Source organism: Pseudoalteromonas sp. 2CM37A (assembly GCF_023161885.1).
GTDB lineage: Bacteria > Pseudomonadota > Gammaproteobacteria > Enterobacterales > Alteromonadaceae > Pseudoalteromonas > Pseudoalteromonas atlantica.
Map to the genome: position 1 here is coordinate 590,146 of NZ_JALNTJ010000002.1, position 25,939 is coordinate 616,084.

The following is a 25,939-nucleotide window of genomic DNA, read 5'->3' on the forward strand; positions in this document are numbered from 1 at the left end:
CGTATAAATACTGCTGTGTAAGCACAGATTTTAGTGTGTCTCTAAGGTATTGTTAACCAGAGCCTCACTAATACTTAGTGGGGCTTATTTAGGTATAATTGAAAAAGGCTAGGTAAAAATAGCGGCGTAAATACGCCGCTATTATTTTATAAAATTAATAAGCTAAGATTAACTAATATGAGTGAGTCAGTATGATTAAGGTAGATGCTGCCCACCTGTCACGCCCATTATTTCCGCGGTAATGTAACTTGACTCTTGCGACGCTAAGTATACATAGGTGGGTGCTAGTTCAGCAGGCTGACCTGGTCTGCCTAATGGTACGTTATCACCAAATTCAGGCAATTTTTTAGCCGGTTGGCCGCCACTTTGTTGAAGCGGGGTCCAAATTGGCCCTGGAGCAACCCCATTAACCCTAATGCCTTTATCAATCACCATTTTTGCTAAACTTTTAGTAAAGCTTGTAATTGCGCCCTTAGTCGATGCGTAATCAAGAAGCCCAGCAGAGGGTTGATAACATTGGATAGAGGTTGTATTAATAATACTAGCGCCCGGTGGCATATGTTTTACCGCCGCTTTTGTTATCCAAAACATAGCAAATACATTTGTTGCATATGTTTGGCAAAATTGCTCGGTAGATAAATCGTCTAACTCGGCAACAAACTGTTGTTTACCCGCATTATTCACTAATATGTCGATTGAGCCTAAGTTTTCAACGCTTTGAGCCACAAGGTCGTTACAAAAACTCTCATCAGAGATATCGCCTGCAATTCCCCAAGCTTTGCTACCGCTAGCTTTTAATATATCGAGTGTTTCTTTCGCATCGGCTTCTTCGCTGGCTAAGTAATTAATAACCACATCGGCACCTTCTCTGGCAAATGCAATGGCAACCGCTCTGCCAATGCCCGAGTCTCCCCCGGTGATCAACGCCTTGCGACCCTTTAATCTGTCGCTACCTACATAGGTATCTTCGCCGTGATCTGCTTTAGGTTTTAAAATTTCATCTAGGCCTGGGTCTGGTTGATCACTGTCTTTTTCGGTTCGTCCCATTTGATATTGGCTTCTAGGGTCTTGCATCGTAAATTGGTTAGTTTGCATATCAACGTCTCCTTTAACGTAAAGTTTAAGTTGGATTAACTGCATGTATCACAAAGAGCTTAATGGCATATAACGCAGCAATGCGAGTTACCTACCTCTTTGCTTGGCGGGAATAGACGTAAAAGTGAGTGTGGTTGTAAAATATTGAGTATAAGTAGCAACTTACTAATGTAGCACTTGCCTCAATTGTAGAGTCAGCTTGTAATGCGCCCACTTTGTATCTCCTTTAACGTATTTGCTTGGCCAAGGTTTTACTGACCATTTATATTGAAGGAGCAATAGATATGCCATAGCGTTACATTTAAAATATGAAGATATGTCACTTATTTTAATGCATTTATTTTTAAACTAAGAAAAGAGTAAGTGAATAAAATGGGTAAAAAATGGATAAGAGTACCGAAAATGTTACACGCTGTTTATCGAGCTAGTTAATTAGGCGAGTAAGGACAGTGATAGGCTGATAGTCAAAGCCGTAAATAACAGCGTTTTTAATTAAGGCTTAGGTGATATCGCTTAAGCTACAACGCGCTTTTATCGCGCTTTTATATAAAAGGGTAGCCAAATTATTGAGGTCTATGTGCGTGGCAGTAAATTACTAATTACATGTATTAATACACGTAATTAGTAATTGAAATGTAGTGGCACACACACCCAGCTATTACAAAGAGGTGCCAAATTGCGTGGCTAAATTGAGTGCTTTTAGCGCTATAAAATAATGTACCTAAGCTATAAAAAATGCCACCGGCCAGTAACCAGTACAGTGCTTTTACATCAATATTTAAATAAAGTGGGTATACAATCGCAAGGGCAAACCAGCCCATAAGTAAGTAGGTAGCCAGGGAGACTTTTTTATTACCATTTTTAACCAGCACTTTATAAGCAACGCCACCAAGCGCGACTGCCCAAATAAAGCTCAGTGTCCCCCAAGACCACCATCCATTAAGAGATAGCAACAAAAATGGGGTGTACGTACCTGCTATTAATACGTAAATAGCGCAGTGATCGCACTTTTTATAAAAAACGCGTAATTTTGGCTGTACACTGGCGTGATAAAGTGTGGATGATAAAAACAATACAAATAAACTAGCCCCATATACAGCGGTGCTAATATAAGCTTTTACGCTGGTGGCTTGTTTAAATAAATCCCACATTACAAACACAGCAAAAAATATTCCCAGTGCATGGCTTAATACATTGAGTTTTTCTTCTTTGCGAGAATAGGGTGCATCTATAGTCATACTAGTCCTACCACTTATTAATTAAACTTGAGTGTACAGGTGTACGCTCAATGTTTCAATGTCAGCATTGTTACTGTAAATTAGTCACCGTACTTTTATTGATTTTAAAGGGAATTAATCGGGTATAGTGTGGTCGTATAGTCTCAATTAATTAAGGCACGTTTATCATGAAAAAAGAGCTCAAAGCCGTTTTACTTACTGCCATTGTGTATCCTGGGGCAGGGCATTTTTCGCTTAAAAAGCGTTTAATAGGCTGTATTTTTGCAAGTGTATTCACGCTACTTTTGTTTATGACATTAGGTGATATTTTGGCTATAGCGCAATGTAGCGCAAATGAAATTTTAGCAGGTAAAATTCCGATGACGGCTTCAGGCATTTTACAAGCCGCCCGTAATCCATCAGGTGAATGTGCTCAGCTTGGGGAATATAAATATCTTCCTTTAATGGTGGTCATTTGGTTACTAAGTATGGTTGATGCTTATCGGTTAGGTAAAAAAGTTAAACCCGATACGCAAAATAAAAAGTAATGGTAGTCGTTGTTTTAAACTGCAAATAGTGAACTAAAAATATTTACTAATAGTTAGTCAAAAAATTAAAAAGGTTAGTTAAATTAACCAAGCCTGAATACTGCGTTGCAATATGGATTTTGATATAGTCTTTAAATATCAATGGTTTAATTTTTATTTTTCTGTTGGCACAACCCTTGATTATGTTATTCCGTCTAAACAATATACACAACAAGGAATACCATTATGAAACATTCAATTAAAATCGCTATGGCAAGTTTATTAGTATTAGGTTCTTCGCAAGTACATGCTAGTGAAGTGGACCTAGATGTAACTGATATTATAACGCAAAACGTAACAAGCTATATTAATCAAGCAACGGCAGAGCTTGAACAATCAATTTCGCAGAGCCTTAGTTTTGATGCCCAGGCAGTACTTGAGCAATTTGTAAATCAAGCGCAAGAACAAGCTGACGTTACCACGCAGTCTTCAATGCCGGAAACTACGCAAGTTAAAGCTAAATAAGTGTAAAAGGATAAGACGATGAGTAACGAATTAGGATTATTTGCACTTATGTTGGCGCCTGTTGTAAGCATGATTAGTGTTTACTATATGGTACAAGTAATAAAAAGTATGGGAAGTTGGATCAACTTTTAATTTATAGGTAAATAATTCGATTTGAGTAAGCTGATCGACTTAGTAAAAGCGCACGTAAATAAAGGCAGTGTAATTTAAAGAAGTAGACTTTATGAAACGTGCGATTTTCCCATTACCAATATTTGTGTTACCAGAAGGCTATACGCGTTTGCGTATATTTGAGCCTAGGTATTTAAACATGGTAAAAACCGCACTACAAAATAATGTCGGTTTTGTACTGTGCACCTACCAGCACGACACGCCATTTAATATTAGCGCTCAGGGCTGTTTGGTCGATATTATCGACTTTGATCAAGACCCTAGCAATATGCTACTCATTGATGTGTACGCTGCTAAAAGCGTGCAAATAAATGACGTTTACCAAGATGAAAGTGAATTACGCCATGGCTTATTAAGCGATTGCAATACGCCGTATTGGTACAATGACTCCCATAGTGAAATTTCGGCTGATAATCAACGCTTGTCTGATTCTTTGCAGGACATATTTTTAAACAATAAAGAGCTTTCTAGTTTATATAGGCAAACCAAGTTTGATAATTTAGCTTGGGTAGCTGCGCGCTGGCTTGAACTATTACCTATATCTATCGATAAAAAACAGCAACTTGCGTTCGAAAGTAACTTTGCTAACTTACTAAACTTCCTCCATACTGTGATTAACAATGAATTTGCCTAAAATAATGTGATCTGCGTTTAATTGCTTGGCGTATAGATATGTACAAAAGCATACACGGGATAAATTATTATGGTAAGTCAACAACCCTCACCACGTTGTGAACCTAATACAGGTAAATATACTGCCATGCCAGAAACGCCAAGTGCAGAGCTTATGCAAGCTCTGCTTGATGTAGCTACTTCGCGAGACAAAAGAGCGTTTGCTTACTTATTTGAATACTTTTCGCCAAAAATCAAACGCTTTGGAATTAAGCAATTTGGCTCTGAGGCACAAGCAATGGAGCTTGTACAAGAAACATTAACCTCAGTGTGGCGTAAAGCGCATTTGTATCACAGCGATAAAGGGGCTGCGACGACCTGGGTATATACCGTAATGCGTAATGCCTCATTTGATATGCTTCGTAAAATGAAAAGTAATAAAGAAGAAAATATAAGCGAAGATATTTGGCCACTTATTAACGAATCTCAAGATACAACACTTGAATTTAGCGACCACTTGGAAGATCAACAAATTAAACGTTACCTAGACAAACTACCAACCGCTCAACGAGAGGTAGTCCGAGGCGTTTATTTCCAAGATATGTCGCAAGAGCAACTTGCTCAACAATTAAATATTCCTGTAGGCACGGTAAAATCACGATTGCGTTTAGCCTTGCAAAAATTACGTAATGAAATGGGAGATCAGCATGATTAAACATCACCCTAGTGAATCTTTACTAGCACAATATTGTTCAGCGCAGTTACCTGCATCGTTAAGCGTTGCGGTATCTATACACGTTGATATGTGCCCAGTTTGCCAAGCAAAAGTGGCAAAACTTGAAGCTGCTAATGCAAAGGATGTATTTAGCGAGCCGCCACACGCCCCTGATACATTAAATTTAAGTAACGATTTACAAGTACCAGATTTTGACGCTGACCTGCTAGATTTGATAACCGCCGATGCTAGCATTGATGAAGTTTACGAAGTTGAGCCGGTAACCGTACAAGTTAATGAGCATAACTACGAATTACCACGCGCCTTAACACGCATTTCGCATGGGCGTTTTACGCAAGTGGGTAAGCTTGCTCGCTCTCGCGTTGCTATTGATGATGGCCCATTGCGCTCAAGCCTTTTACATATTGGCGCAGGTGGCGAAATCCCCGAGCATACTCATACTGGTTTTGAAGTAACATTGCTACTTGATGGTGAATTTAGTGATGAAGAGGGCAGTTACGTGCCAGGAGACTTTATTTGGCAAGATGGCTCTCATCAGCACACCCCACTTACAAAAGATGGCTGTTTATGCTTTACAGTCGTCAGTAGTGCGCTACATTTTAATAAAGGGCTCAGTAAGTTACTTAATCCTATAGGTAACTTGATTTATTAAGAGAATTTATGCAAACAGACACAATAAAAATAGGTATTAGCGCCTGCTTAGCAGGCGAAAAAGTACGTTTTGATACAGGCCATAAAAAGTCTAATTTTTGTATGGACGAACTTGGAAAACATGTAGAGTACACGCGTTTTTGCCCAGAGGTAGCCGTAGGGTTACCTATTCCTAGGCCAACCATACGCCAAGTACGCGTAGGCGATACAATAAAAGTTTGTCGCCCAGATGGCACTGGCGATGTTGGGCCTAAGCTAACTGAATACGGTAAAAAAGTAGCCACAGAGCAAGCTAAAAACCTAAGTGGTTTTGTTTTTTGTGCGAAAAGCCCAAGCTGCGGTATGGAAAGAATTAAAATTTATAACGAGGCGGGTACCGGCAATACCTCTGAAGGCGTTGGTTTTTTTGCTGAGCAAATAATGAAGCACAATCCATTACTGCCATGTGAAGAAAACGGCCGCTTAAACGACATGCATTTACGCGAAAACTTTGTAATGCGCGTGTACGCGTACAAACAGTGGCAGTTATTAGCTTCTGAGCCGCTCACAGTGCATAAGCTTACCCAGTTTCATTCGCAATATAAGTACTTATTAATGGCTCATAATTATCAAGCTTACCGCGACTTAGGTAATTTACTTGGTACTTATAATGGTGATGATATTAACGCTTTAGCAGATGAGTACATTCTTGGGTTAATGAACGGCCTTAAAAAGCCTGCATCACGCAGGAATAACTGCAACACGTTAATGCACTTGCAGGGCTACTTTAAAAAAGACTTATCTAAGGTTGAAAAGCAAGAGCTACGCGATGCCATCGACGAATACCGTCAAGGTTTAGTGCCTTTGTACGTACCGCTTACTTTGTTAAAACACCATCTGAAAGTACACCCTAATGAATACCTAGAAAAGCAGGTGTTTTTTAATCCTTACCCTAATGAACTAAAATTACGTTACGGCATATAATGAATACACTTTTTTGGTTTAGGCGCGATTTGCGCCTTTTTTCTAACGAAGCGCTTATTGAAGCGCTAAATAATGGCGCTAAACAGGCCATTTTTTTTATCTGCGAAAAGCAATGGCAACAACACAACGCCGCTCCCATTCAAATAGATTTACTAAAAAGACGCCTCAATTATATACGCGAGCAGCTAGCACAGTACGCAATAGAGCTGCATATTTTTGACGCCCCTTACTTTGACGATTGTGAAAGTGCGCTTTTATCATTTTGTGATAAACATCAAGTAGAACATGTAATTGCTAATAAAGAGTATGAGTTAAATGAAGTAAATCGTGATGCGCAAATACTTGCAAAGTGTGATGATAAAAATATTACGTTTACCCTCTATGAGGGAGATGTAATAGCGCCTGTAGGCAGTGTTAAAAACCAAAGTAACGAAATGTACAAAGTGTTTACGCCATTTAAAAAACAGTGGCTTAAACAACACCAAGATACTCACTTTAGCTTATTACCGTGGCCTTTAAAAAAACAGCCGATAAATAACAACGCACAGGCAATTAAAAGTGATGGCAGCTCAGAAAAATGGCCAGTTGATGATGAAAGCTTAGCAACCATTGTTGATAATTTTATTTGCGACAAATTAAGTAGCTACGACGAACAGCGTGATATACCCAGCATTAAAGGCACATCGGGTTTAAGCCCTTATTTAGCTCTGGGTATTATAAGCCCTAAGCAGTTACTGGTTAATATTCAAAACCGCTACCCAGATATTTTAACAACATCTAAAAGTAAAACTTTTACTTGGGTAAACGAGCTTATTTGGCGCGAATTTTATCGTCATTTAATTGCGCAATTTCCTAAGCTCTCTCGTGGTGATAACTTTAACGAAAAGTACAATAGCGTTAAATGGCGTAAAAACGAGGCTGAGTTTAAAGCCTGGTGCGAGGGAAAAACAGGTTACCCACTCGTTGATGCAGCGATGAGACAGTTAGTTCAAACCGGCTGGATGCATAACCGTTTAAGAATGGTAGTTGCCAGCTTTTTGACCAAACATTTATTAATTGATTGGCGTGAAGGCGAGCAGTTTTTCATGCAGCACCTTATTGATGGCGATTTAGCCTCTAATAATGGTGGTTGGCAGTGGGCTGCAAGCACTGGCTGTGACGCGCAGCCTTATTTTCGCGTATTTAATCCTATCACTCAAAGTGAGCGCTTTGATCCTAATGGTAAATTTATACGTAAATATTTACCGGAGCTTGAAAAAGTGCCAGATAAACATATTCATTTTCCTCATGCATATTTAGCGTCAATAGGGGCTGATAAGCAATGTTACTGGCCGGCAATCGTAGATCATAAAGCAGCTCGCGAGCGTGCAATAGCTGCATTTAAGGGGTGATATGGAAACAGCATTACCGGTAGCAAAATTTGTAGAAATATATCAACAACTCGATAAATCAAACCTGCATTTGCTTAATGATATTTACAGCGAGCAAATTAAATTTAAAGACCCAATGCACGAAATACACGGGCTAAGCGAGCTTACCCGATATTTTTCTAATCTATATAGTAATGTTAAGCATTGTCAGTTTGATATTAGCGACACCTACGAGCGTGATGACAAAGCATTTTTGTATTGGACTATGCATTACGCCCACCCAAAACTGGCTTCTGGCAAAACTATATCGGTAGAAGGGCACAGTAAGCTGGTTTTTAAAGAAGGTAAAATTATTAACCACCGCGACTATTTTAATGTCGGTGAGATGCTATACAAGCATATTCCTATTTTAGGTGGCGTTATAAATTACATAGATAAACGAGCAGGGTAGCGATGAATATTTTAATTACAGGTGCAACCTCAGGTATTGGCGAGCAGCTTGCAATAAAGTACGCTCAGCAAGGCAACACGGTAATCGCTTGCGGCAGAAACCTTGAAAAGTTAGCTGAGCTTGAAAAACACACCAATATTAAAGCGTGTCAGTTTGATGCCACAGACCTCAAAGACATAAAGCAAGCAACCCTGGGGTTTAGTGCTTTTGATAAGGTTATTCTTAACGCTGGTAACTGTGAGTATGTAGATGATGCCCGTAACTTTGACAGCGCTTTGTTTGAGCGAGTTATTTCAGTAAACCTGCTGGCCATGGGCTACTGCCTAGAGGCACTATTACCAAAAATTAGTGCGGGCGGACAACTTGTACTTGTTAGCTCAAGCGTTACGTATTTACCTCTGCCACGCTCTGAGGCTTATGGCGCATCTAAAGCCGGAGTAAGCTATTTAGCGAAAAGCTTAGCAATCGACTTAAACGATGTTGATGTTACGTTGGTGCACCCTGGTTTTGTTAAAACCCCCCTTACTGATAAAAACGATTTCCCAATGCCTATGGCCGTCACTGCAACAGAGGCCGCCGATTATATGATTAAGGGGATCAATAAACGCCGTAAAGAAGTTCATTTTCCTTATCGGTTTACGCTTATTTTAAAAGCATTACGTATTTTACCGTTACCACTTTGGTTACGTTTAGCAAAAGGATTAGCCCGTTGAAAAAAATAGCAATAATAGGTTCTGGCGTATCGGGTTTAACCTGTGCTCATTTACTGCATAAGCATTACGATATTACCGTATTTGAAAAAAACGATTACATTGGTGGTCATACCGCGACAGTAGAGATATCTGATGCTGGGGTTAAACGCGCAATAGACACGGGCTTTATAGTATTTAATGACCGCACTTACCCGTACTTTAAAAAACTACTCGCGCGCATTGGTGTAGACAGACAAGAAACACAAATGAGCTTTAGTGTTCATAATCAAGCAAGTGGTTTTGAGTACAACGGACACACCTTTGCCAGCTTATTTGCTCAAAAAAGAAATATATTTAGGCCTAAGTTTTGGCGCTTGTTAAGCGATATAGTTAAGTTTAATAAATTATGTAAAGCAATGCACAGCGAGCAAAACTACCCTAAAGATCAAACGCTGGGTCAGTTATTAGATACGCACGGCTTTAATGACTTTTTTAAATACCATTACATTTTACCTATGGGGGCGGCAATTTGGTCAACCAGCATCAAAGAGATGCAAAATGTAGGGGTTGAGTTTTTTGTAAACTTTTTTTACAACCATGGCTTACTTGATGTTACAAACAGGCCGCAGTGGTATGTAATCCCTGGTGGGTCTAAGCAATACATTAAGCCGCTTATTAAAGGTTTTGCAGAGCGGATAAAACTAAATACCGACATTGAGACGGTTACACGTGTAGATAATAAAGTAATTATTACCCTTGAAAATGGCGAACAAGCTGAATTTGATAAAGTGGTATTTGCGTGTCACTCAGATCAAGCTCTTGCATTACTTGGTGATGCTACTGAGCAAGAACACGCTGTATTAGGTGCAATTCCTTATACCGAAAACTCGGTAGTACTGCATACAGATACCAGTTTACTGCCAGATAGAAAAGCCGCCTGGGCTAGCTGGAATTACTTACTAAACGAAAACACCGACAAAGCAGCGGTTGTTACATACCAAATGAATATACTGCAAGGTATTGACTCAGATACACAATTTTGTGTAACCCTTAATCACTTAGAAGGGATTAACAAAGCAAATATATTACGTGAGTTTACTTATCATCACCCTGTTTTTAACGAAGCATCCATAGCCGCACAAAAACTCAAGCACACTGTTGATGGCCAAAATAATAGCTATTTTTGTGGTGCTTATTGGTATAACGGTTTTCATGAAGATGGTGTTCGCAGTGGGGTAGATGTGGCTAAGCAATTAGGTGTTGAATTTGAATAGCGCTGTATACTTAGGCGATGTAAGGCACAGGCGCTTTGCGGTAAAAAACCATCAGTTTAAATACCCGCTTTATATGATGTGGGTAGATTTAAAAAATCCTTTATTGCTTAATAACATTCACCCTATGTTAGGTACTTTTGGGTTTAAAGCACTGTGTTTTAATCAAGCCGATTATTTAAACACACTGCCAAACTCAGAGCCATTAAGTATTATTGAACGTGCACAGTGCCAAATAGAAAAACTAGGCGTTAAAGAGACGTTTTCGCATATTTATATGCTTGGCCAACTTAGGTGTATGGGCATTTATTTCAGCCCTGTAAATTTTTACTTTTACGGTAATAGCACCGATAACTTTAAATATATGGTGGCTGAGGTAAGCAATACGCCGTGGAATGAGCGCCATTATTATTTGGTGCCCTTACAAAAAAAAGTGAACTTTAAGAAGGCTTTCTCCGTATCACCCTTTATGAATTTAGATATGGACTACCATTGGCAAGTACAACATACAGCCGATAACACATTAATTCATATAGAAAATAAACGTGGGGATGAGTTGTTATTCGACGCGTCTTTACGATTAAAGCGAAGTCAGTTAACGAAGCAAGAAGTTAATAAATTATTAAAAAAATTTCCTGCGATGACTTTGTCTATTTTCAAAGGTATTTATGTGCAAGCACTTAAGTTGTTTATTAAAAGGGTTCCTTTTTTAGGTCATTCAGGAAAACCTTAGTATAGTTAAACAAGCTTAGTTGCGGGTAGCGATACAATTATAAAGGGTTTAAGATGGAAAAAGTCTCGAGTATAAACTGCCAAGAGCAAACTGGTTGGTTTACAAACTTATATAAAAAGCTAGTCACCAAAGCCTTTGCAAGTATTGAAACAGGCCAAATAGTGTTAGTTGAGAACAGTCGCTCAACAGTATTTGGTCAACAACATTCAGACTTAAAAACCACGATTACCGTTAACGACACTGCCATGTATAAAGCATTTGCGCTATCTGGCAGTGTGGGTGCAGGTGAGTCTTACGTTCTTGGGCAATGGTCGTGTGATAACTTGACCAAACTTATCGAAATTTTTGCCATTAACCAAAAACAACTAGATGCTTTTGAAAAAAAATTCTCGTTTTTTAGTGGCTTAGCCCACCGTTTTAACCATCTCAAAAACAGCAACTCAGAATCTGGGTCGAAAAAGAATATCGTTGCACATTACGATTTAGGTAACGATTTATACGAGTCATTTTTAAGCGAGGAAATGCTCTACTCCTGCGCTGTTTATCCATCAAAAGACGCCTCTCTTGAGGATGCTCAACAAAACAAGCTGAAACAAATTTGTGAGCAGGTAGAGATAAACGAAGGCGATTCAGTTATTGAAATTGGCACAGGCTGGGGGGCGTTTGCTATTTACGCGGCCACACATTACAACTGCCATGTGACCACAACAACGATTTCTGATGAGCAATATGCCTATGTTGAAAACAAGGTTAAACAGTTAGGACTTGAAAATAATATAACTTTGCTCAAGCTTGATTATCGTTTATTAGAAGGGCAATACGACAAGCTTGTATCAATAGAGATGATAGAAGCAGTAGGGCATGAATACCTACCAAGCTTTTTTAAGCAATGTAATAGCTTGCTTAAAGAAGACGGTGCAATGCTTATCCAAGCGATCACTATTGGCGATCAACGTTATCAACATTATTTAAAAAACTCTGACTTTATTCAGCAGTATATTTTCCCCGGTGGTTGTTTGCCTTCAATTAATGAGATGAGCGAGCAAATTAAGAACAATACCGATATGGTTATTCATACTGTAAGCGACATAGGCGCGCATTATGCTAGAACACTAGCCGATTGGCGTACACGCTTTATTGATAACTGGCACACCCTAGACAGTGACAAGTTTGATGAGCGTTTTTACAGATTATGGTTATTTTACTTTGCTTATTGCGAAGGCGCTTTTAGAACGCGAGCAACCAGTACCGTTCATTTAACGGCGCGTAAACCACGTTTTACTAGTCAAAATGACGAAATTGCCCTTAATTATTAATTTTGTGCTTTTTCAAACAGTGTGGTTTTTATCACTGTTTTTAGAAGCTCAATCTGTTTTATACACCTCTGGTATTGTTGTGCTTATGTTTGTTTTATCAAAGCAGCATAAGCTCGACGCGTTGCTTTTAGTAAAAGCTTTACCAATTGCGCTGTTATGTGAATACCTTGCTGTGCAGCTAAACCTTTTGGAATTTAAAGTATCCCCTTTTCCGCTTTGGTTAGCCTTGCTATGGGCAGCATTATTGCTTTGCTTAAACACATCAATGGCGTTTATTACTACTCTAAAACTTTGGCAAGCCTATTTAGTGTGCTTAGCCTTTGCGCCAATTAGTTATTATTCAGGCGCTCAATTTGGCGTGCTTAGTATTTATTCACCTGTGTGGATGTTTTGGCTTCTGTACGGCGCACTTTGGGCTGCTGCCTTTACATTAATTCTTATTATTAACCAAAAAATTAAAGCGATTATAAATTTTAGCAAGCAATAACAGGAGCTTGTATGAATTTCACCGCAAAAATATGTGCAATAACGGCCGCAATGATTATGGCTACTTTTTTTACCCCATTGAGCTTTAGCGAAGAGCAAACTGACTTTAAAAAAGTGGGCGAGGCGCGCATGGAATATTTATTTTGGGATGTTTACGATGCAACGTTATATACCCGCTCAGGGAGTTACAAACAGGGGGCGCACCCCGTTAAATTTACGCTCACCTATTTGCGAGACTTTGCAGCAAAAGACATTGTTAAAGCCACTAAAGAGCAATGGCAGCATTTAGGTAAAAGTGACTTATCTGCTAAGTATGCTGATAAATTGCTCACTCTTTGGCCAGACATTAAAAAAGGCGAGTCGTTAAGTTTACAAACATCACCAAGCGGTCAGGCTACTTTTTATCATAATGATAAAAAGTTAGGTGAAATTAGTGACTCGCAATTTGCCAATCAGTTTTTAGCTATTTGGCTAAGCCCAAACACCTCAGAGCCAGCACTTAGAAAACAATTATTAGGGATTTAACATGCGCAATATAAATAAATTTAAACAGCTATGTATTTTAATGGCCGCATTATTTTTAGTGAGCTGCTCCGCGCCAAAAGTAGAGCACTACAATAGCAGCAACCCAGAATTTGATTTTAAAGCGTTTTTTAGTGGCGATTTGAAAGCATACGGCGTTGTGCAAGATTATAAAGGCGAACTCACACGTAAACTTGTTGTCTCTATGAATGCGCGCTGGGAAGGGAACGAGGGCGTTATAGAGGAAGACTTTGTGTATGACGATGGTGAAACACAAAAGCGTATTTGGTATGTCACCCTTAATGACGATAATAGCTTAGTGGGACGTGCTGATGATGTGTTTGGCATTGCAACCGGTAAAAGCGCAGGCAGTGTGTTTCATTGGAACTACAATGTGGCCTTACCCTATGACGGCAGTACGCTTGAGGTAAATTTTGATGATTGGATGTACCTGGTTACACAATCGCGCTTGATAAACCGAACGTCTATTGTTAAGTTTGGTGTCGAGGTTGGGGAAGTGACCTTAGTTATCGAAAAAATATAGAGCAGTGTGTTATTTAAAGTGTGCCTTTTGTGTACTTAAATTAAGTTTTAGTTAACCCAACACGCTGTATTTTACCGAGAATTATTAAAATTTTACGCATTTTCGAAGTATTTAAGCAAAAAATGCAATTTGCTGTTGCTAACTCCTTAAAAATGCATAAAGATAGGTTTTGCGAAGGCAAAATAATAACGAATAGGAATCTAACAATGAATAAAGCTCAATTAGTTGAAAAAATCGCTACTGATGCAGAAATCTCTAAAGCTGCTGCTACACGTGCACTTGACGCGTTTACTGGCGCTGTAACTTCTTCTTTAAAAGAAGGTAATTCAGTTGCATTAGTAGGTTTTGGTACTTTCTCAGTTAAAGAACGTGCAGCACGTACTGGCCGTAACCCACAAACGGGTGCTGAGATCCAAATCGCAGCGGCAACTATCCCAAGCTTTAAAGCAGGTAAAGGTCTTAAAGACCAAGTAAACCCTTAATTGGCGCTTTACAGAATTTTTTAAAAAAGAGCTATTTAGCTCTTTTTTTTTTGCCTGCATTAAAGTAGTGAGCTTACCTAAGCTTATTCTCACATGCCTAATTAGGTATTAATGCAGGGCGTTGTAAGGCAAGGCTTAGCATAAAAAATCCCTGCTAATTGCTTAGCAGGGATTTAATATAAAACGCTTAACGTTTAAGCTTTAATTAATTACGCTTTTAATGCTTTATCACCACGGCCGATCCCTACAGCACCAGAGCGCACCACTTCAATAATGTCGGTTTCATGGCGTAGGGTGTCTAAAAACGATTCTATTTTGTCTGTGCTGCTTACCAGTTGTAAGCTGTAGCTTTGGCGTCCCATATCTAAAATAGCACCTTGGAACACATCTACAACGCGTGTAACCGCTGCACGTGTGGTTTCGTCTTGGGCAAATACTTTAACAAGTAATAATTCACGTTCGATGTGACTCATTTCGGTCAAATCAATAATTTTAAGTACATCAACTAATTTATTAACTTGTTTGGTAATTTGCTCAACGATTCTATCATCACCCATAGTGGTAATGGTGATACGTGACAGTGACTCATCATCAGTAGTGCCCACTGTTAAGCTATCTATGTTGTAGGCGCGCTGTGAAAAAAGCCCAACAATGCGAGATAAGGCTCCCGGTTCGTTTTCTAATAAAATAGATAATATACGACGCATTATGCTTTTACTCCTTTACGTAACCACATCTCATCAATGCCACCTAGTTTAATTTGCATTGGGTATACATGTTCTTTTTCATCAACGTTAATATCTAAAAATACTAAACGGTCGTTAATGCTCATGGCTTTATCTATAGCAGGTTGTAGCTCATCTAAAGTATCTACCTTTATGCCTACATGGCCATAGCTTTCAACAAGTTTTACAAAATCAGGTAATGAATCCATATATGAAGATGAATGGCGACCGCCGTAAATCATATCTTGCCATTGGCGTACCATGCCTAATGAGCGGTTATTTAGCGAAACCACTTTTACAGCCAAGTTGTACTGTAAGCATGTTGATAGCTCTTGAATATTCATTTGGATTGAGCCATCGCCGGTTACACACACTGATTCTTTATCAGGAAAGGCAAGCTTAACACCCATAGCTGCTGGTAAGCCAAAGCCCATGGTGCCTAAGCCCCCTGAATTGATCCATTGGCGAGGGTTTTTAAATGGATAATATTGCGCTGCAAACATTTGGTGCTGTCCCACATCAGAGCTTACATATGCGTCACCATTAGTGGCTTTATACACTGCTTCTATAACAGCTTGAGGCTTTATTTTATCGCCATCGGTGTTGTAGCTTAAGCACTTTTGCTCGCGCCAGCTAATAATTTGTCGCCACCAATCTTCTTGTGCACTGCGATCAATTTGAATACTACTTTTATCTATGCCGGTTTGCAGTTGCTCCATCACAGTGGCTAAACAGCCCACAACCGGAATATGTGCTTTAATCGTTTTAGAAATAGAGGTCGGGTCTACATCAACGTGAACGATGGTTGCATTAGGGCAAAACTTTTTAACATTATTGGTTACACGATCATCAAAACGTGCTCCCAGTGCTAAAATTACATCGGCATTTGCCATGGCTTTATTGGCTTCAAGCGTACCGTGCATACCCAGCATACCCACGTAATTTGGGTGAATACCCGAAATACCGCCTAAGCCCATTAATGTATTAGTGATAGGTGCATTTAGCGATTCAACTAAGCGGGTTAATTGCTCAGAGGTGTTAGATAAAATAATACCGCCGCCTGAGTATATAACCAGTTTTTTAGCTTCTAAAATTGCGGTAACCGCTTTGCGAATTTGTTTAGAGTGGCCCTTTGTATTCGGGCTGTAGGTTCTAAGCTCTGTTGTTTTAGGGAAGTTGTACTCAAACTTAATAGCAGGGTTAAGCATATCTTTAGGTAGCTCAACAACAACGGGTCCTGGGCGGCCAGTACTTGCAATGTAAAACGCTTTTGCCAAAATAGCCGGAATTTCTTCAGCGCTTCTGCAGTTAAAACTGTGTTTTACAACCGGGCGAGAACAGCCAACAATGTCAGTTTCTTGGAATGCATCGTCACCAATCAAGCTAGTAGGTACTTGCCCCGATAATACCACCATCGGAATTGAATCCATATAAGCGGTGGCAATACCTGTAATACAGTTAGTTGCGCCAGGGCCTGAGGTAGCAAGTACAACACCAACTTCGCCAGTAGCACGGGCATAACCGTCAGCCATATGGGTTGCGGCTTGTTCGTGACGCACTAAAATATGTTCAATGTCTTCTTGTTGAAAAAGTGCATCGTATAAATCTAAAACCGAACCACCTGGGTAGCCAAATATATACTTAACCTTCAACTCTTTTAATGCCTGAACAACTAGTTCAGAACCATTATATTCTTGTTTGCTCATCCTCATTCCTCTGTGCGCTGTTTATGCATAAAAAAACCCCCGCGTAGTGCGAGGGTTTTTAAAAAGCAATTTCACTTTTTAATACATCCCCGCTGGGCTTATCACTAAGACCACTACGAGTACGATTAAAAGGTGAAGTTGTTTTTTCATAATTGTCACTTTATAAAAAGCAAAATGCTGCTTTAGATTAAAAATTCTATATGGGGTTATTTTTAAGGGTTTTACGTGCTTATGTCAACCTTGAAAGGGCTGTTTTGGATTAAAATTTCAAATTAATTTGTTTTCATACTAAAAAGTTGCACGCTATTTGTAGTTATATAAAAAATATGAAGAAATTATGCTAATTTTACCGAGTAACCATAATGGGTAAATAGGTGATTTGAGCGCTGTGCTTAATGCATATATTAGGTATGATAGAGCAATAATTTATCTGGGGAAGATACAGTGAAAAAAATAATATGGCTTGGCTTATTTCTTTGCAGCCTAAATCTTAACGCAGCAAATACCAGTGCGCATGACCCAGGTATTATTAACAAACAAAGAATAGAGTATTGGTTAAATAAACGCGCTGATACCCAACAAACCACTAACAAGCCAACGGTTGAAAGCTACTTAGCGAATGCTGAACGGCTTAACCCTTCGCAGTTAAAACCTGTTTCTACCATGAAAGCCCGCTTAAGCGCTAAGCAAGCCTATAAGCAGCTGCAATATGCAAGTACGGCTAGCCCTAGCAACGCGCTAAATGAGGTCAAAGTACTGGCTATTTTAATTGATTTTCCTGATTTAAAGCACGATGACAATCAACTAGTTGATGATGATACCGACATGTATTACGAAAATTATACAAAGGAGCATTACCAACAATTGCTTTTTAATGAGGGTGGGTTTATTGGCCCTAATAATGAAACACTTAGCAGCGTATACGATTATTATTACGACGCATCAGGTGCTAGCTTAACTTTTAGCGGGCAAGTATATGGGTGGGTTAGGGCAGATAGTAATGCTAAAACCTATGGTGAGCGCGTAGGTAACACACGCGATATAAATGCCCCCGCACTGATAAAGGAAGCAGTCGAAAAAGCCACTGCACAATTTGATATTGATTTAACGCAATATGATTTAACAGATTTAGATGATATTGACGGCGATGGCATTATCAACGAGCCAAACGGCATTATCGACCATGTTATGGTTTTTCATTCCAGTATTGGTGAAGAATCCGGTGGAGGCTATTTAGGCGTTGATGCAATTTGGTCTCACCGCTACTACGTATTTGATGAAAACAGTGAACCTGTCAGTATTGCCGGTAGTAGCGTTAAGTTATCGGGTTATACGATAAATCCAATAGATGCCAGCATAGGTGTCGTTGCGCATGAATTTGGTCACGACTTAGGTTTAGCAGATGAGTACGACTTACAGTCAAATACCGTGGGTGAGCCTGTATCGTCTTGGTCAATAATGTCTACTGGTAGCTGGGCTGGTGGGCCTAGGGGTTCACAGCCCGTTATGTTTAGTGCACAGGCGCTTGAGTATTTACAAAACAGATACCAAGGCAATTGGGTGAACCAGCTTAATTTAACCATGGAGGAAGTGAACAGCCAGCCTCAGCAGTCGCTAGTTTATACTAGCTCACTTTCTCAGCAGCAAAGCCAAATTAAAGTGACACTTGCGCAGCAGCTAGAAAAATTTAAAACCCCGGTTGAGGGTGATTTTCAATTTTACTCTGGTACAGGTAACAACCTAACACACACGCTCTCACAAACCGTGACCTTACCTGAGGCGGCTACACCACTGACACTTAGCTTTTTAGCTTACTACAGTATTGAGCGCGATTATGACCTTGTACAAGTAAAGGTAAATCAAACTCCTTTAGCTGGTAATTATACAATCGAGACAAATCCTTATTATGGCGATATAGGCCCGTATATAAGTGGTGATTCGTTTTTACATGCAGATGCGCAGCAACCTAATGGTTTTTTAATGCATGAGTTTGATTTAACACAATATGCAGGACAAACCATTACATTAAGTATTGAGTATATTACCGATACAAACACACAGTATTATGGTTTTGTAGCCGATGATTTAAAAATAACACATAACAATACTGTGATTTGGCAAAATAACGCAGAGCAGCCAAGTACTACCTTAGCGTTAAATGGTTTTAGCCGCGTGAGTAGTTATATTTATGCTAAACCAGCCCACTACTATTTACAGCTACGTGCGCACAGAGGTGTGGATGCCGGCTTACAAGCAGAGCAATATTCACCGGGAGTTTTATTGTGGTATAGCAATAGTGCATTTGATAACAACAACACAACTGATCACCCAGGGGGTGGTTTTAATTTAGTGGTTGATGCGGATCAAAAGCCAATTTATCGCGGTACAAGTAGCACCGCACTTGCAGATACACCTATACAAGTACGCGATGCTGCATTTAGTTTATATCAGCAAAGTGCAGGTTTAGGCGATCAAGACTTAGCTGCCATTAGTGAGTTTAATGATCATTTTGATTACAGCTTTACGCAGCAGGCTGAATCAGGTGTGGTGCTTACTCCCCAAGGGTTTAACTTTGAAATAGTCAACCAACACCCTGAAAGTGAAACAGCAGAGCTTTTGCTTAGCTATGATGCGCTACAACAAATAACCACAACAGTAAACGAGGCAACCGTTAGCTTTAATGTAGCCGGTTTAAAGTTAACCCCCACAGATACATTTTTATGGGATTTTGGTGATGGGCAATCGAGTACTGAGCTACGTCCTACACATACCTATGCCGATTACGGCACCTACAGCGTTAACTTTTCGGCAACGGGTGAGACGACTACGCAAACACAAACTAAACAAATTACCATCACAAAGCCGCTAGAAATTGAAAATTTAACGTATCAGTTAAACGGTGCGACTTTATCTGCTCAAGCAATCGTAACTGGCGGTGAAGCACCTTACAACATGAGTTGGCTTATAGATGGTGAACCCGTATCGCAAACTGAAAACCTAGATTACCAATTTAGCTACTCTGGAGATTACACCCTCGCGTTAATAGTAACTGATACGCAAGGGATAAGTGTTAGCCAACAGCATGCTTTGAGTGTTGACGCACCGCTGCAATTAAGTACACGCCATACGGCAAATAACTTAACGGTACAATTTAATAGCTCACCATTAGGTGGTTCTGGTAATTATACGTATAGCTGGGATTATGGCGATAGCAGCCCACTAGGTACAACGCAAAACCCAAGTCATAATTACCAAGGTGCAGGTAGTTATACAGTAAAGCTTGTACTCACAGACAGTCAAACCAATGAAGTTATAAGTAGTGAGCTAACAGTCTCGGTACAAGAAGCGCAAAGTGAATCGTCATCAAGTGGTGGGGCAATAGGTTATTTAATTGCGCTATTAGTGATAAGTGGGTTTTATCGGCGTACCAGCAATAAAGTTTAATGATTTTGTGAAGTAAAACCATTTGACTTAAATGTCTAATAACTTAACACCAGTGGTATAAAAGGTGCTGCTCGCTGCATTAAAAATTCTATTTAAAATAAATAGCGTAGTTATGCCAAGTGATGTTATCAGCAAAGGTTAAAATACAAAAAAGCCAGCAATATGCTGGCTTTTTAGGCTTAAAACAAGATTAACCTTGTTAAATTATAAACGGTCGATTACTGATTGAGTGAAATCAGTTGTACCGTGGCTGCCGCCTAAGTCACGTGTTGTGCGATCGCCTGATTTAATTACTTCAGCTACTGCGCTGCGAATACGCTCAGCCGTGTCGCCCATATCTAAGTGCTCAAGCATTTGGATAGACGCTAAAATTACTGAAGTAGGGTTTGCTAGGTTTTTGCCAGCAATATCTGGTGCACTACCGTGAACGGCTTCAAAAATAGCAGCATCTTCACCAATGTTTGCACCTGGTGCCATACCTAAACCGCCAACTAAGCCTGCACAAAGATCAGATAAAATGTCGCCAAATAAGTTAGTTGTTACTACAACGTCAAACTCTTCTGGTGTCATTACTAGCTTCATACATGTTGCGTCAACAATCATTTCAGTTGATTCAATTTGCGGGTAACGCTCAGCAACTTCACGTGCAACTTTTAAAAATAAGCCAGAGGTAGATTTTAAGATATTTGCTTTGTGTACTGCGGTTACTTTTTTACGGCCTTCACGTACTGCTAACTCGTAGGCAAAAGTGATGATTTTCTCAGCGCCTTCGCGAGTAATTACAGATTTAGCTTCTGCTTCATTACCGTCTTCGCTTACTACTTGGCCTAAACCTGAGTACATACCTTGGGTATTTTCACGAATAGTAATGATATCGATATCATCGTAACGTGCTTTAGTACCAACAAAAGATTTAACAGGGCGTACGTTTGCGTATAAACCAAACTGCTTACGTAATGTTACGTTAATAGACGTAAAACCTTCACCTACCGGCGTCGTTAAAGGACCTTTAAGAGTGATTTTGTTTTTAGCGATTGTATCAATTGTTTCTTGAGGAAGTAGCTCGCCAGTTTTTTCTAGTGCAGCAAGGCCTGCATCAACAAATTCATAATCAAAATCGCAACCTGCGGCTTTTAATATTTCAAGTGCTGAGTCGATAATGCTCGGACCGATGCCGTCGCCTTTGATCACTGTGATGGTTTGTTTGGCCATTGACTTTTCCTTTAAAAGAATAAAAAATGCACATAAATTATTACTAATAATAGTAACTGCTTGTTAGGTCATTTATGTGACGTATGTGGATATATTTTGAGGGCGCATTTATACCAACTTATCGCCCATTTTGCCAGTTTATACTATAAATACAGGGTATAACCTGTGTTTATAGTCAGCATAAGTGACTTAAATGCTGTTATATAGCGATAAGCCTTGCAGTTGCGCAAAAAAATCATCCTCAGATTTAAAGCCTTGTGCTTTTAGCTGCGCATTTAAAGTTTGTTTTTGCCAAGGCGTTAAAGGCAGAGCGGGTTTAAAAATAGTTTGCGCCACGACCTTTAAACTAATCCATAATTTGTGCTGCTCGTTTAGCTCTTTTTTAGGTTGTTGTTCAGCATCGAGTAGGGGCTGGGTCCATGGATTATCACTCAGTAGTTGTGTTAATTCTGTATTTAAATGTTCATTATTAATCGCTTCCACCCCAAAAAAGGCTGCTAATGGGGCACTATAAGTTTGGTTAGGCACGCTACTTATGGTTACTTTTGCACAGAGCTGTGCACTGCAATGGGTTAATAAATAATGCACGTAACCATAGATGGGCAAGGCTATATGTTCAAATTGCTGTTTTGGGTTATTACTTACCATTAAAGCTAAAATACTAATAAAGCTATTAAGTTTATTCAGTACGATGTGTTTGTGCGGATGATGTGATGTATCCACTAATTGCTCAAATATAACCCGCTGAATAATCGCCGGTGCATTATCGTAGCCGACCATCGACAAGCTATGGCGTAAGTCTTTGGCGGCTTGGTGCTGATTGTTATAGGGCCTGACGGCTTGGCAAAGCTTCTGTGTTATTTCACTAAAAGGGGCAAGTAATTTATCTAAGCCTTTAAAGCTATATTCATGCGCTACTTTTATATGACTCACTAACGCTATTAATTCGGCCTTTGAACTTATTTGCGGCGGGGCTTTACGTACCAGGTGCTCATTGTTCCAGGCTAAAAATAATACCCGTTTATCAGTACATAGCCATTGCATTGGTTGAACTTTAAGTGAGGTTTTAACCTTGTACCACGCCAGTTTTTTCTCATTATTGGCATTAATAAGTATATGCTTATTAGTCTCATCACTTGCTAGATAAACCATTGCTTGGTCGCTGTAAACAATTTTACTGCCTGGCAGGTGTGGGCCTATATGCGCTATTAAATCCTTAATTAACCTTTGCGCAAATGGGTTAGCTGTTTTGACATACAATTCACCCAAAGCTTTGTAAAAATTTAATGGGTTCTTTTTCGATGTATAGGTGATGTTCATCGCGATAATATTACTTAATGCACACAAGGTTATGGCATTGTCATATAGCATTATGTCGCTAGTACTTAGTAACGCTTGCTTATACTTATTTAGTTTAGCCAACATACGCACGCTATTTTGAGTAGGGTGCTGTGCACTGAGCAACACTTTTGCTGCTAGCTGATGGCGAAAACGCCATATTTTTTTATCGCTGAGTGTAAGCATTTGCTGCTGCGCAATTTTATTATGCTGCGCTACAACGCAGCAATGCTCTACCAATGCAACACCAATATAAAGCTCGGTTAGTTCGTCATCAAATTGCTGGCTAGCGCACAGTGCTGTGCTAATAACACATTGGTTAATAACGAGGTTTGTAGCAAAGTCGTAGTGGCTGGTGTACAAGCTTAAACGCGCTTGTAAAGCGTGCGGGTGTTGCTGATACAAAACGCGATAATGCTGGGCTGTTTGTACAACAAGCGGATAAAGATGTTGCCACTGCGTTTTGTCACTATAAATTGTTAGTATTTGATGTGTGTTGTGTAGTAACCGCACTAACTGTTTTGAAATAGGCTCATCCATTGGCCATCACCTGATCTTTTCCTGATAAGTTGTATAGGCGCTGGGGCCCCATAAAAATAACTCACCATTTTTAAATAATAAGCCGGTGCATTCATCCATCGTGGTTATGCCATCTGAAGTTTGGTGCTGAGTACGGTAAAAAACAATCTGCCATACTTGGTCTTTATTACGTTTGGCATAGGTTAAATCGGGGCTTCCTAAATAATCGAGTACACTGTTTAAGGTAACCGCCTCATCAATTGACAGCTTTCTTATGTAGCGCTCGTTAAAGGCCTCACGGTCTTGCCAAATCATTGCTTGCGGGTCATCTTTATAAAAGGTGATCACTAAAGTCGCAATGAGTGCATACAAGCCTAACCCTAATATTAAGTATCTTATAAACTTTTTAATCATTTTTAACTCACACTCGCAACAATAAAGTGAGTATATGTTGTACGCTTAAACAGTGCTATCAACATGCGACTAATGCAACCTTAACTGCTTTAAACTAAAACCTAGCTGTATATCTGTTCGCAAAGTGACTAATTGTTTAGAAATAACATACATGTCTTTTTGCTCAACTAGCTTTTTTTGAATACTGCTTGATAGGGCATCATCTTCTATGGCGCTATCTATGCTTTCGTAGGTATTTACAATAAGCTGAGCCGATTTAGTCCCTATGCCTTTAACGCCGGGTACATCGTTAGTTTTATCACCCGCTAAGGCCCAAAAATCAATAAGTTTACTTTGCTCAATACCAAAACGCTGCTCAATGCTGTCGCAATCTAGGTAGGTCTTTTTAAAATAATCGTACACACAAATATAGTCGTTCAAAAAAGGTAAAAAACCCTTATCGGTAGAAACAATGGTACTGTTTATCTTATTTTTTGCAGCTTTGTCGGCTAAGGTGGCTATGATATCGTCGGCTTCATCGTTGAGCGGTTCAAATACAACGATGCCCGTTTGCTCTATAGCTTCTTTAAAGTTGTGCAGCGCATTTTTAAGCGTGTCGGGCATGGGGGCCCTAGAATGTTTATATTGCTTATAAAAGTGGTAGCGCCAGCTTTTGTCGCCATCAAAAACAGCTATAGCGTGAGTGGCATTTGTTGACTGTAAAAGCTTTTTGCAAGCATGTGCTACGCGCGCGCAACTGGCCTTTAGCATCTGCTCTTCACTATGGTGTGTTTGGTTAGCGTCAACTGCGTAAATGCGCCTAATTAAATTAAGCGCATCAATTAAAAGTAAATGGGGTTTCAAATAGTCAAACTCATGCTTTTATTTCATAACAAGGGATATACTTACTACCGGGTAACTTCATACGACCTTGGTCTACAAATGCTTGTAATAGTTTATCCATATCTTTCATCAAATCAGGCTCACCACTTAACACATAAGGTCCATGTGCTTTTATAGCGCGTAGGCCTTCATCTTTAACATTGCCAGCAACAATCCCCGAAAACGCTCTACGTAGATTAGCCGCTAATTGCTGCTTGGGCTGTTCTAGGTGCAAATCTAAACTTGCCATGTTTTCGTGCGTAGGTGCAAAAGGTTGCTGAAAATCGTTATCGATTTTAAGTGTCCAGTTAAAGTAGTAGGCATCGCCTTGGCTTTTACGGTAATTACGTACATTTGCCATAGCTGATTTTAATTTTTGCCCTACTAGCGCTGGATCATCAATGATTACTTCAAACTTATCAAGGGCTTCTTTGCCTAATGTTAGCTCTACAAACTTACATAACTCGCTAAAGTATGCTTCGCTTTCTTTAGGGCCGGTTAAAATAACAGGCAAACACTGTTTTTCGTTATCTGGATGCAGCAAAATACCTAATAAATAAAGTAATTCTTCTGCAGTACCTGCACCACCTGGGAATATAATAATTGCATGCGCCGTTCTAATAAATGCTTCAAGGCGCTTTTCAATGTCGGGTAAAATCACCAGCTCATTTACAATAGGGTTTGGTGGCTCTGCGGCAATTATACTAGGTTCGGTCAAACCAAGATAACGGTTTTCGCTAATACGTTGTTTAGCATGGCCAATAGTGGCACCTTTCATCGGGCCTTTCATTGCCCCTGGGCCGCAGCCAGTACATATATTTAAACCACGTAAGCCAAGCTCGTAACCTACTTGTTTTGTGTATTTATATTCTATTTCGTTAATTGAATGTCCACCCCAACACACAATCATATTTGGTTCACTGTTAACGCGCAGCGCGCCGGCGTTTCTAAGCATATCAAATACCATGTGGGTAATGGCTTTTTGTTCTTTAAGATCTTTTTCGTACTTTTGGCAAATAAATAAAATATCGCGGATCACCGAAAAAATATGCTCGTGAATACCGGTAATTATTTCGCCATCAACAAAGGCGGTTTCGGGAGGGTTTTCTAACTCAATTTTAATGCCGCGCTCGCGACTGACTAAACGAATATCAAAGTCTTGGTATTTGTCGTAAATTTCATTACTTGCGTCTGTGTGGCTGCCTACGTTAAGGACGGCTAAGGCACAGTTTCTAAAAAGTCGATAACGTTCACTGGCTGAAGATTGCTCTAATAAATCAACTTCCAATTGTGACAGTAAATCTAAAACCCCAGTCGGGTTTAACTGTATTAACATCGGCATTCTCCTTGCTGCTT

General features: G+C 39.6%; 26 protein-coding genes. 17 read left to right on the forward strand and 9 right to left on the reverse strand.

Annotated features, from left to right (window positions below):
• Positions 1 to 195 precede the first annotated feature (195 nt).
• Both MTF68_RS06305 and MTF68_RS06310 read right to left on the reverse strand, forming a co-directional pair.
• Complete coding sequence (locus tag MTF68_RS06305; protein WP_248462017.1) at positions 196 to 1,095, reverse strand: SDR family oxidoreductase; 900 nt, start codon at positions 1,093 to 1,095, stop codon at positions 196 to 198.
• Between the two features lie 608 nt (positions 1,096 to 1,703).
• Positions 1,704 to 2,333: a hemolysin III family protein gene (locus MTF68_RS06310; protein ID WP_248462018.1), complete on the reverse strand. Its 630-nt coding sequence runs from the start codon at positions 2,331 to 2,333 to the stop codon at positions 1,704 to 1,706.
• Between the two features lie 167 nt (positions 2,334 to 2,500).
• On the opposite strand from MTF68_RS06310, the gene MTF68_RS06315 reads away from it, so the two are divergent.
• From MTF68_RS06315 to MTF68_RS06390, 16 genes are all read left to right on the forward strand, one after another.
• Complete coding sequence (locus tag MTF68_RS06315; RefSeq protein ID WP_096042968.1) at positions 2,501 to 2,860, forward strand: hypothetical protein; 360 nt, start codon at positions 2,501 to 2,503, stop codon at positions 2,858 to 2,860.
• A 225-nt stretch (positions 2,861 to 3,085) separates the two neighbouring features.
• Complete coding sequence (locus MTF68_RS06320; RefSeq protein ID WP_096042969.1) at positions 3,086 to 3,364, forward strand: hypothetical protein; 279 nt, start codon at positions 3,086 to 3,088, stop codon at positions 3,362 to 3,364.
• A gap of 223 nt (positions 3,365 to 3,587) precedes the next feature.
• The gene (locus MTF68_RS06325) at positions 3,588 to 4,169 is read left to right on the forward strand and encodes an LON peptidase substrate-binding domain-containing protein (protein ID WP_004586417.1); all 582 of its coding nucleotides are present in this window, start codon (positions 3,588 to 3,590) and stop codon (positions 4,167 to 4,169) included.
• A 69-nt stretch (positions 4,170 to 4,238) separates the two neighbouring features.
• A complete protein-coding gene (locus MTF68_RS06330; RefSeq protein WP_004586416.1) occupies positions 4,239 to 4,862 on the forward strand; it encodes a sigma-70 family RNA polymerase sigma factor in 624 nt (207 codons plus the stop codon).
• The gene (locus tag MTF68_RS06335) at positions 4,855 to 5,535 is read left to right on the forward strand and encodes a ChrR family anti-sigma-E factor (RefSeq protein WP_096042970.1); all 681 of its coding nucleotides are present in this window, start codon (positions 4,855 to 4,857) and stop codon (positions 5,533 to 5,535) included. Before MTF68_RS06330 ends, MTF68_RS06335 begins: the two co-directional genes overlap by 8 nt.
• 8 nt (positions 5,536 to 5,543) lie before the next feature.
• Positions 5,544 to 6,497, forward strand: coding sequence for a DUF523 and DUF1722 domain-containing protein (locus MTF68_RS06340; protein WP_055254114.1), 954 nt, complete (start codon positions 5,544 to 5,546; stop codon positions 6,495 to 6,497).
• Positions 6,497 to 7,888: a deoxyribodipyrimidine photo-lyase gene (gene phrB / locus MTF68_RS06345; RefSeq protein WP_248462019.1), complete on the forward strand. Its 1,392-nt coding sequence runs from the start codon at positions 6,497 to 6,499 to the stop codon at positions 7,886 to 7,888. The genes MTF68_RS06340 and phrB overlap by 1 nt, the downstream gene beginning before the upstream one ends.
• Before the next feature lies 1 nt (position 7,889).
• On the forward strand, positions 7,890 to 8,318 hold the full coding sequence (locus tag MTF68_RS06350) for a nuclear transport factor 2 family protein (RefSeq protein WP_024031753.1): 429 nt from the start codon (positions 7,890 to 7,892) through the stop codon (positions 8,316 to 8,318).
• 2 nt (positions 8,319 to 8,320) lie between these two features.
• Positions 8,321 to 9,031 carry an SDR family NAD(P)-dependent oxidoreductase gene (locus MTF68_RS06355; protein ID WP_004586411.1) on the forward strand — a complete coding sequence of 237 codons (711 nt, stop codon included), beginning with the start codon at positions 8,321 to 8,323 and terminating at the stop codon, positions 9,029 to 9,031.
• On the forward strand, positions 9,028 to 10,284 hold the full coding sequence (locus MTF68_RS06360) for an FAD-dependent oxidoreductase (protein ID WP_248462020.1): 1,257 nt from the start codon (positions 9,028 to 9,030) through the stop codon (positions 10,282 to 10,284). Before MTF68_RS06355 ends, MTF68_RS06360 begins: the two co-directional genes overlap by 4 nt.
• The gene (locus MTF68_RS06365) at positions 10,277 to 11,014 is read left to right on the forward strand and encodes a DUF1365 domain-containing protein (protein ID WP_248462021.1); all 738 of its coding nucleotides are present in this window, start codon (positions 10,277 to 10,279) and stop codon (positions 11,012 to 11,014) included. The genes MTF68_RS06360 and MTF68_RS06365 overlap by 8 nt, the downstream gene beginning before the upstream one ends.
• A gap of 53 nt (positions 11,015 to 11,067) precedes the next feature.
• Positions 11,068 to 12,330, forward strand: a complete 1,263-nt coding sequence (locus MTF68_RS06370) for a cyclopropane-fatty-acyl-phospholipid synthase family protein (RefSeq protein ID WP_248462022.1) — start codon at positions 11,068 to 11,070, stop codon at positions 12,328 to 12,330.
• A complete protein-coding gene (locus MTF68_RS06375) occupies positions 12,305 to 12,817 on the forward strand; it encodes a DUF2878 domain-containing protein (protein WP_248462023.1) in 513 nt (170 codons plus the stop codon). The genes MTF68_RS06370 and MTF68_RS06375 overlap by 26 nt, the downstream gene beginning before the upstream one ends.
• 50 nt (positions 12,818 to 12,867) lie before the next feature.
• Positions 12,868 to 13,341, forward strand: a complete 474-nt coding sequence (locus MTF68_RS06380; RefSeq protein ID WP_248462128.1) for a chalcone isomerase family protein — start codon at positions 12,868 to 12,870, stop codon at positions 13,339 to 13,341.
• Position 13,342: 1 nt separating this feature from the next.
• Entirely contained in the window at positions 13,343 to 13,882 is a 540-nt protein-coding gene (locus tag MTF68_RS06385; RefSeq protein WP_248462024.1) for a DUF3833 domain-containing protein, read from the forward strand.
• A 206-nt stretch (positions 13,883 to 14,088) separates the two neighbouring features.
• Positions 14,089 to 14,364: an HU family DNA-binding protein gene (locus tag MTF68_RS06390; protein WP_004586404.1), complete on the forward strand. Its 276-nt coding sequence runs from the start codon at positions 14,089 to 14,091 to the stop codon at positions 14,362 to 14,364.
• Positions 14,365 to 14,573: 209 nt separating this feature from the next.
• On the opposite strand, the gene ilvN is transcribed toward MTF68_RS06390, so the two are convergent.
• A complete protein-coding gene (gene ilvN, locus MTF68_RS06395) occupies positions 14,574 to 15,071 on the reverse strand; it encodes an acetolactate synthase small subunit (protein ID WP_004586403.1) in 498 nt (165 codons plus the stop codon).
• Positions 15,071 to 16,795 carry an acetolactate synthase 3 large subunit gene (locus MTF68_RS06400; protein ID WP_004586402.1) on the reverse strand — a complete coding sequence of 575 codons (1,725 nt, stop codon included), beginning with the start codon at positions 16,793 to 16,795 and terminating at the stop codon, positions 15,071 to 15,073. Before MTF68_RS06400 ends, ilvN begins: the two co-directional genes overlap by 1 nt.
• A gap of 444 nt (positions 16,796 to 17,239) precedes the next feature.
• Here MTF68_RS06400 and MTF68_RS06405 point away from each other — a divergent pair, with 444 nt between their 5' ends.
• Positions 17,240 to 20,239, forward strand: coding sequence for an immune inhibitor A domain-containing protein (locus MTF68_RS06405; protein ID WP_248462025.1), 3,000 nt, complete (start codon positions 17,240 to 17,242; stop codon positions 20,237 to 20,239).
• A 204-nt stretch (positions 20,240 to 20,443) separates the two neighbouring features.
• On the opposite strand, the gene MTF68_RS06410 is transcribed toward MTF68_RS06405, so the two are convergent.
• The 5 genes from MTF68_RS06410 to ppnN all read right to left on the reverse strand — a co-directional run bounded on the left by MTF68_RS06410 (position 20,444) and on the right by ppnN (position 25,919).
• A complete protein-coding gene (locus MTF68_RS06410) occupies positions 20,444 to 21,451 on the reverse strand; it encodes an isocitrate dehydrogenase (protein WP_248462026.1) in 1,008 nt (335 codons plus the stop codon).
• A gap of 189 nt (positions 21,452 to 21,640) precedes the next feature.
• The gene (locus MTF68_RS06415) at positions 21,641 to 23,329 is read right to left on the reverse strand and encodes a hypothetical protein (RefSeq protein WP_248462027.1); all 1,689 of its coding nucleotides are present in this window, start codon (positions 23,327 to 23,329) and stop codon (positions 21,641 to 21,643) included.
• A gap of 6 nt (positions 23,330 to 23,335) precedes the next feature.
• The gene (locus MTF68_RS06420) at positions 23,336 to 23,722 is read right to left on the reverse strand and encodes a DUF3192 domain-containing protein (RefSeq protein ID WP_004586398.1); all 387 of its coding nucleotides are present in this window, start codon (positions 23,720 to 23,722) and stop codon (positions 23,336 to 23,338) included.
• 69 nt (positions 23,723 to 23,791) lie between these two features.
• The gene (gene xni, locus MTF68_RS06425) at positions 23,792 to 24,565 is read right to left on the reverse strand and encodes a flap endonuclease Xni (protein ID WP_138577205.1); all 774 of its coding nucleotides are present in this window, start codon (positions 24,563 to 24,565) and stop codon (positions 23,792 to 23,794) included.
• 10 nt (positions 24,566 to 24,575) lie between these two features.
• Positions 24,576 to 25,919: a nucleotide 5'-monophosphate nucleosidase PpnN gene (gene ppnN, locus MTF68_RS06430; RefSeq protein ID WP_004586396.1), complete on the reverse strand. Its 1,344-nt coding sequence runs from the start codon at positions 25,917 to 25,919 to the stop codon at positions 24,576 to 24,578.
• Positions 25,920 to 25,939: the final 20 nt, after the last annotated feature.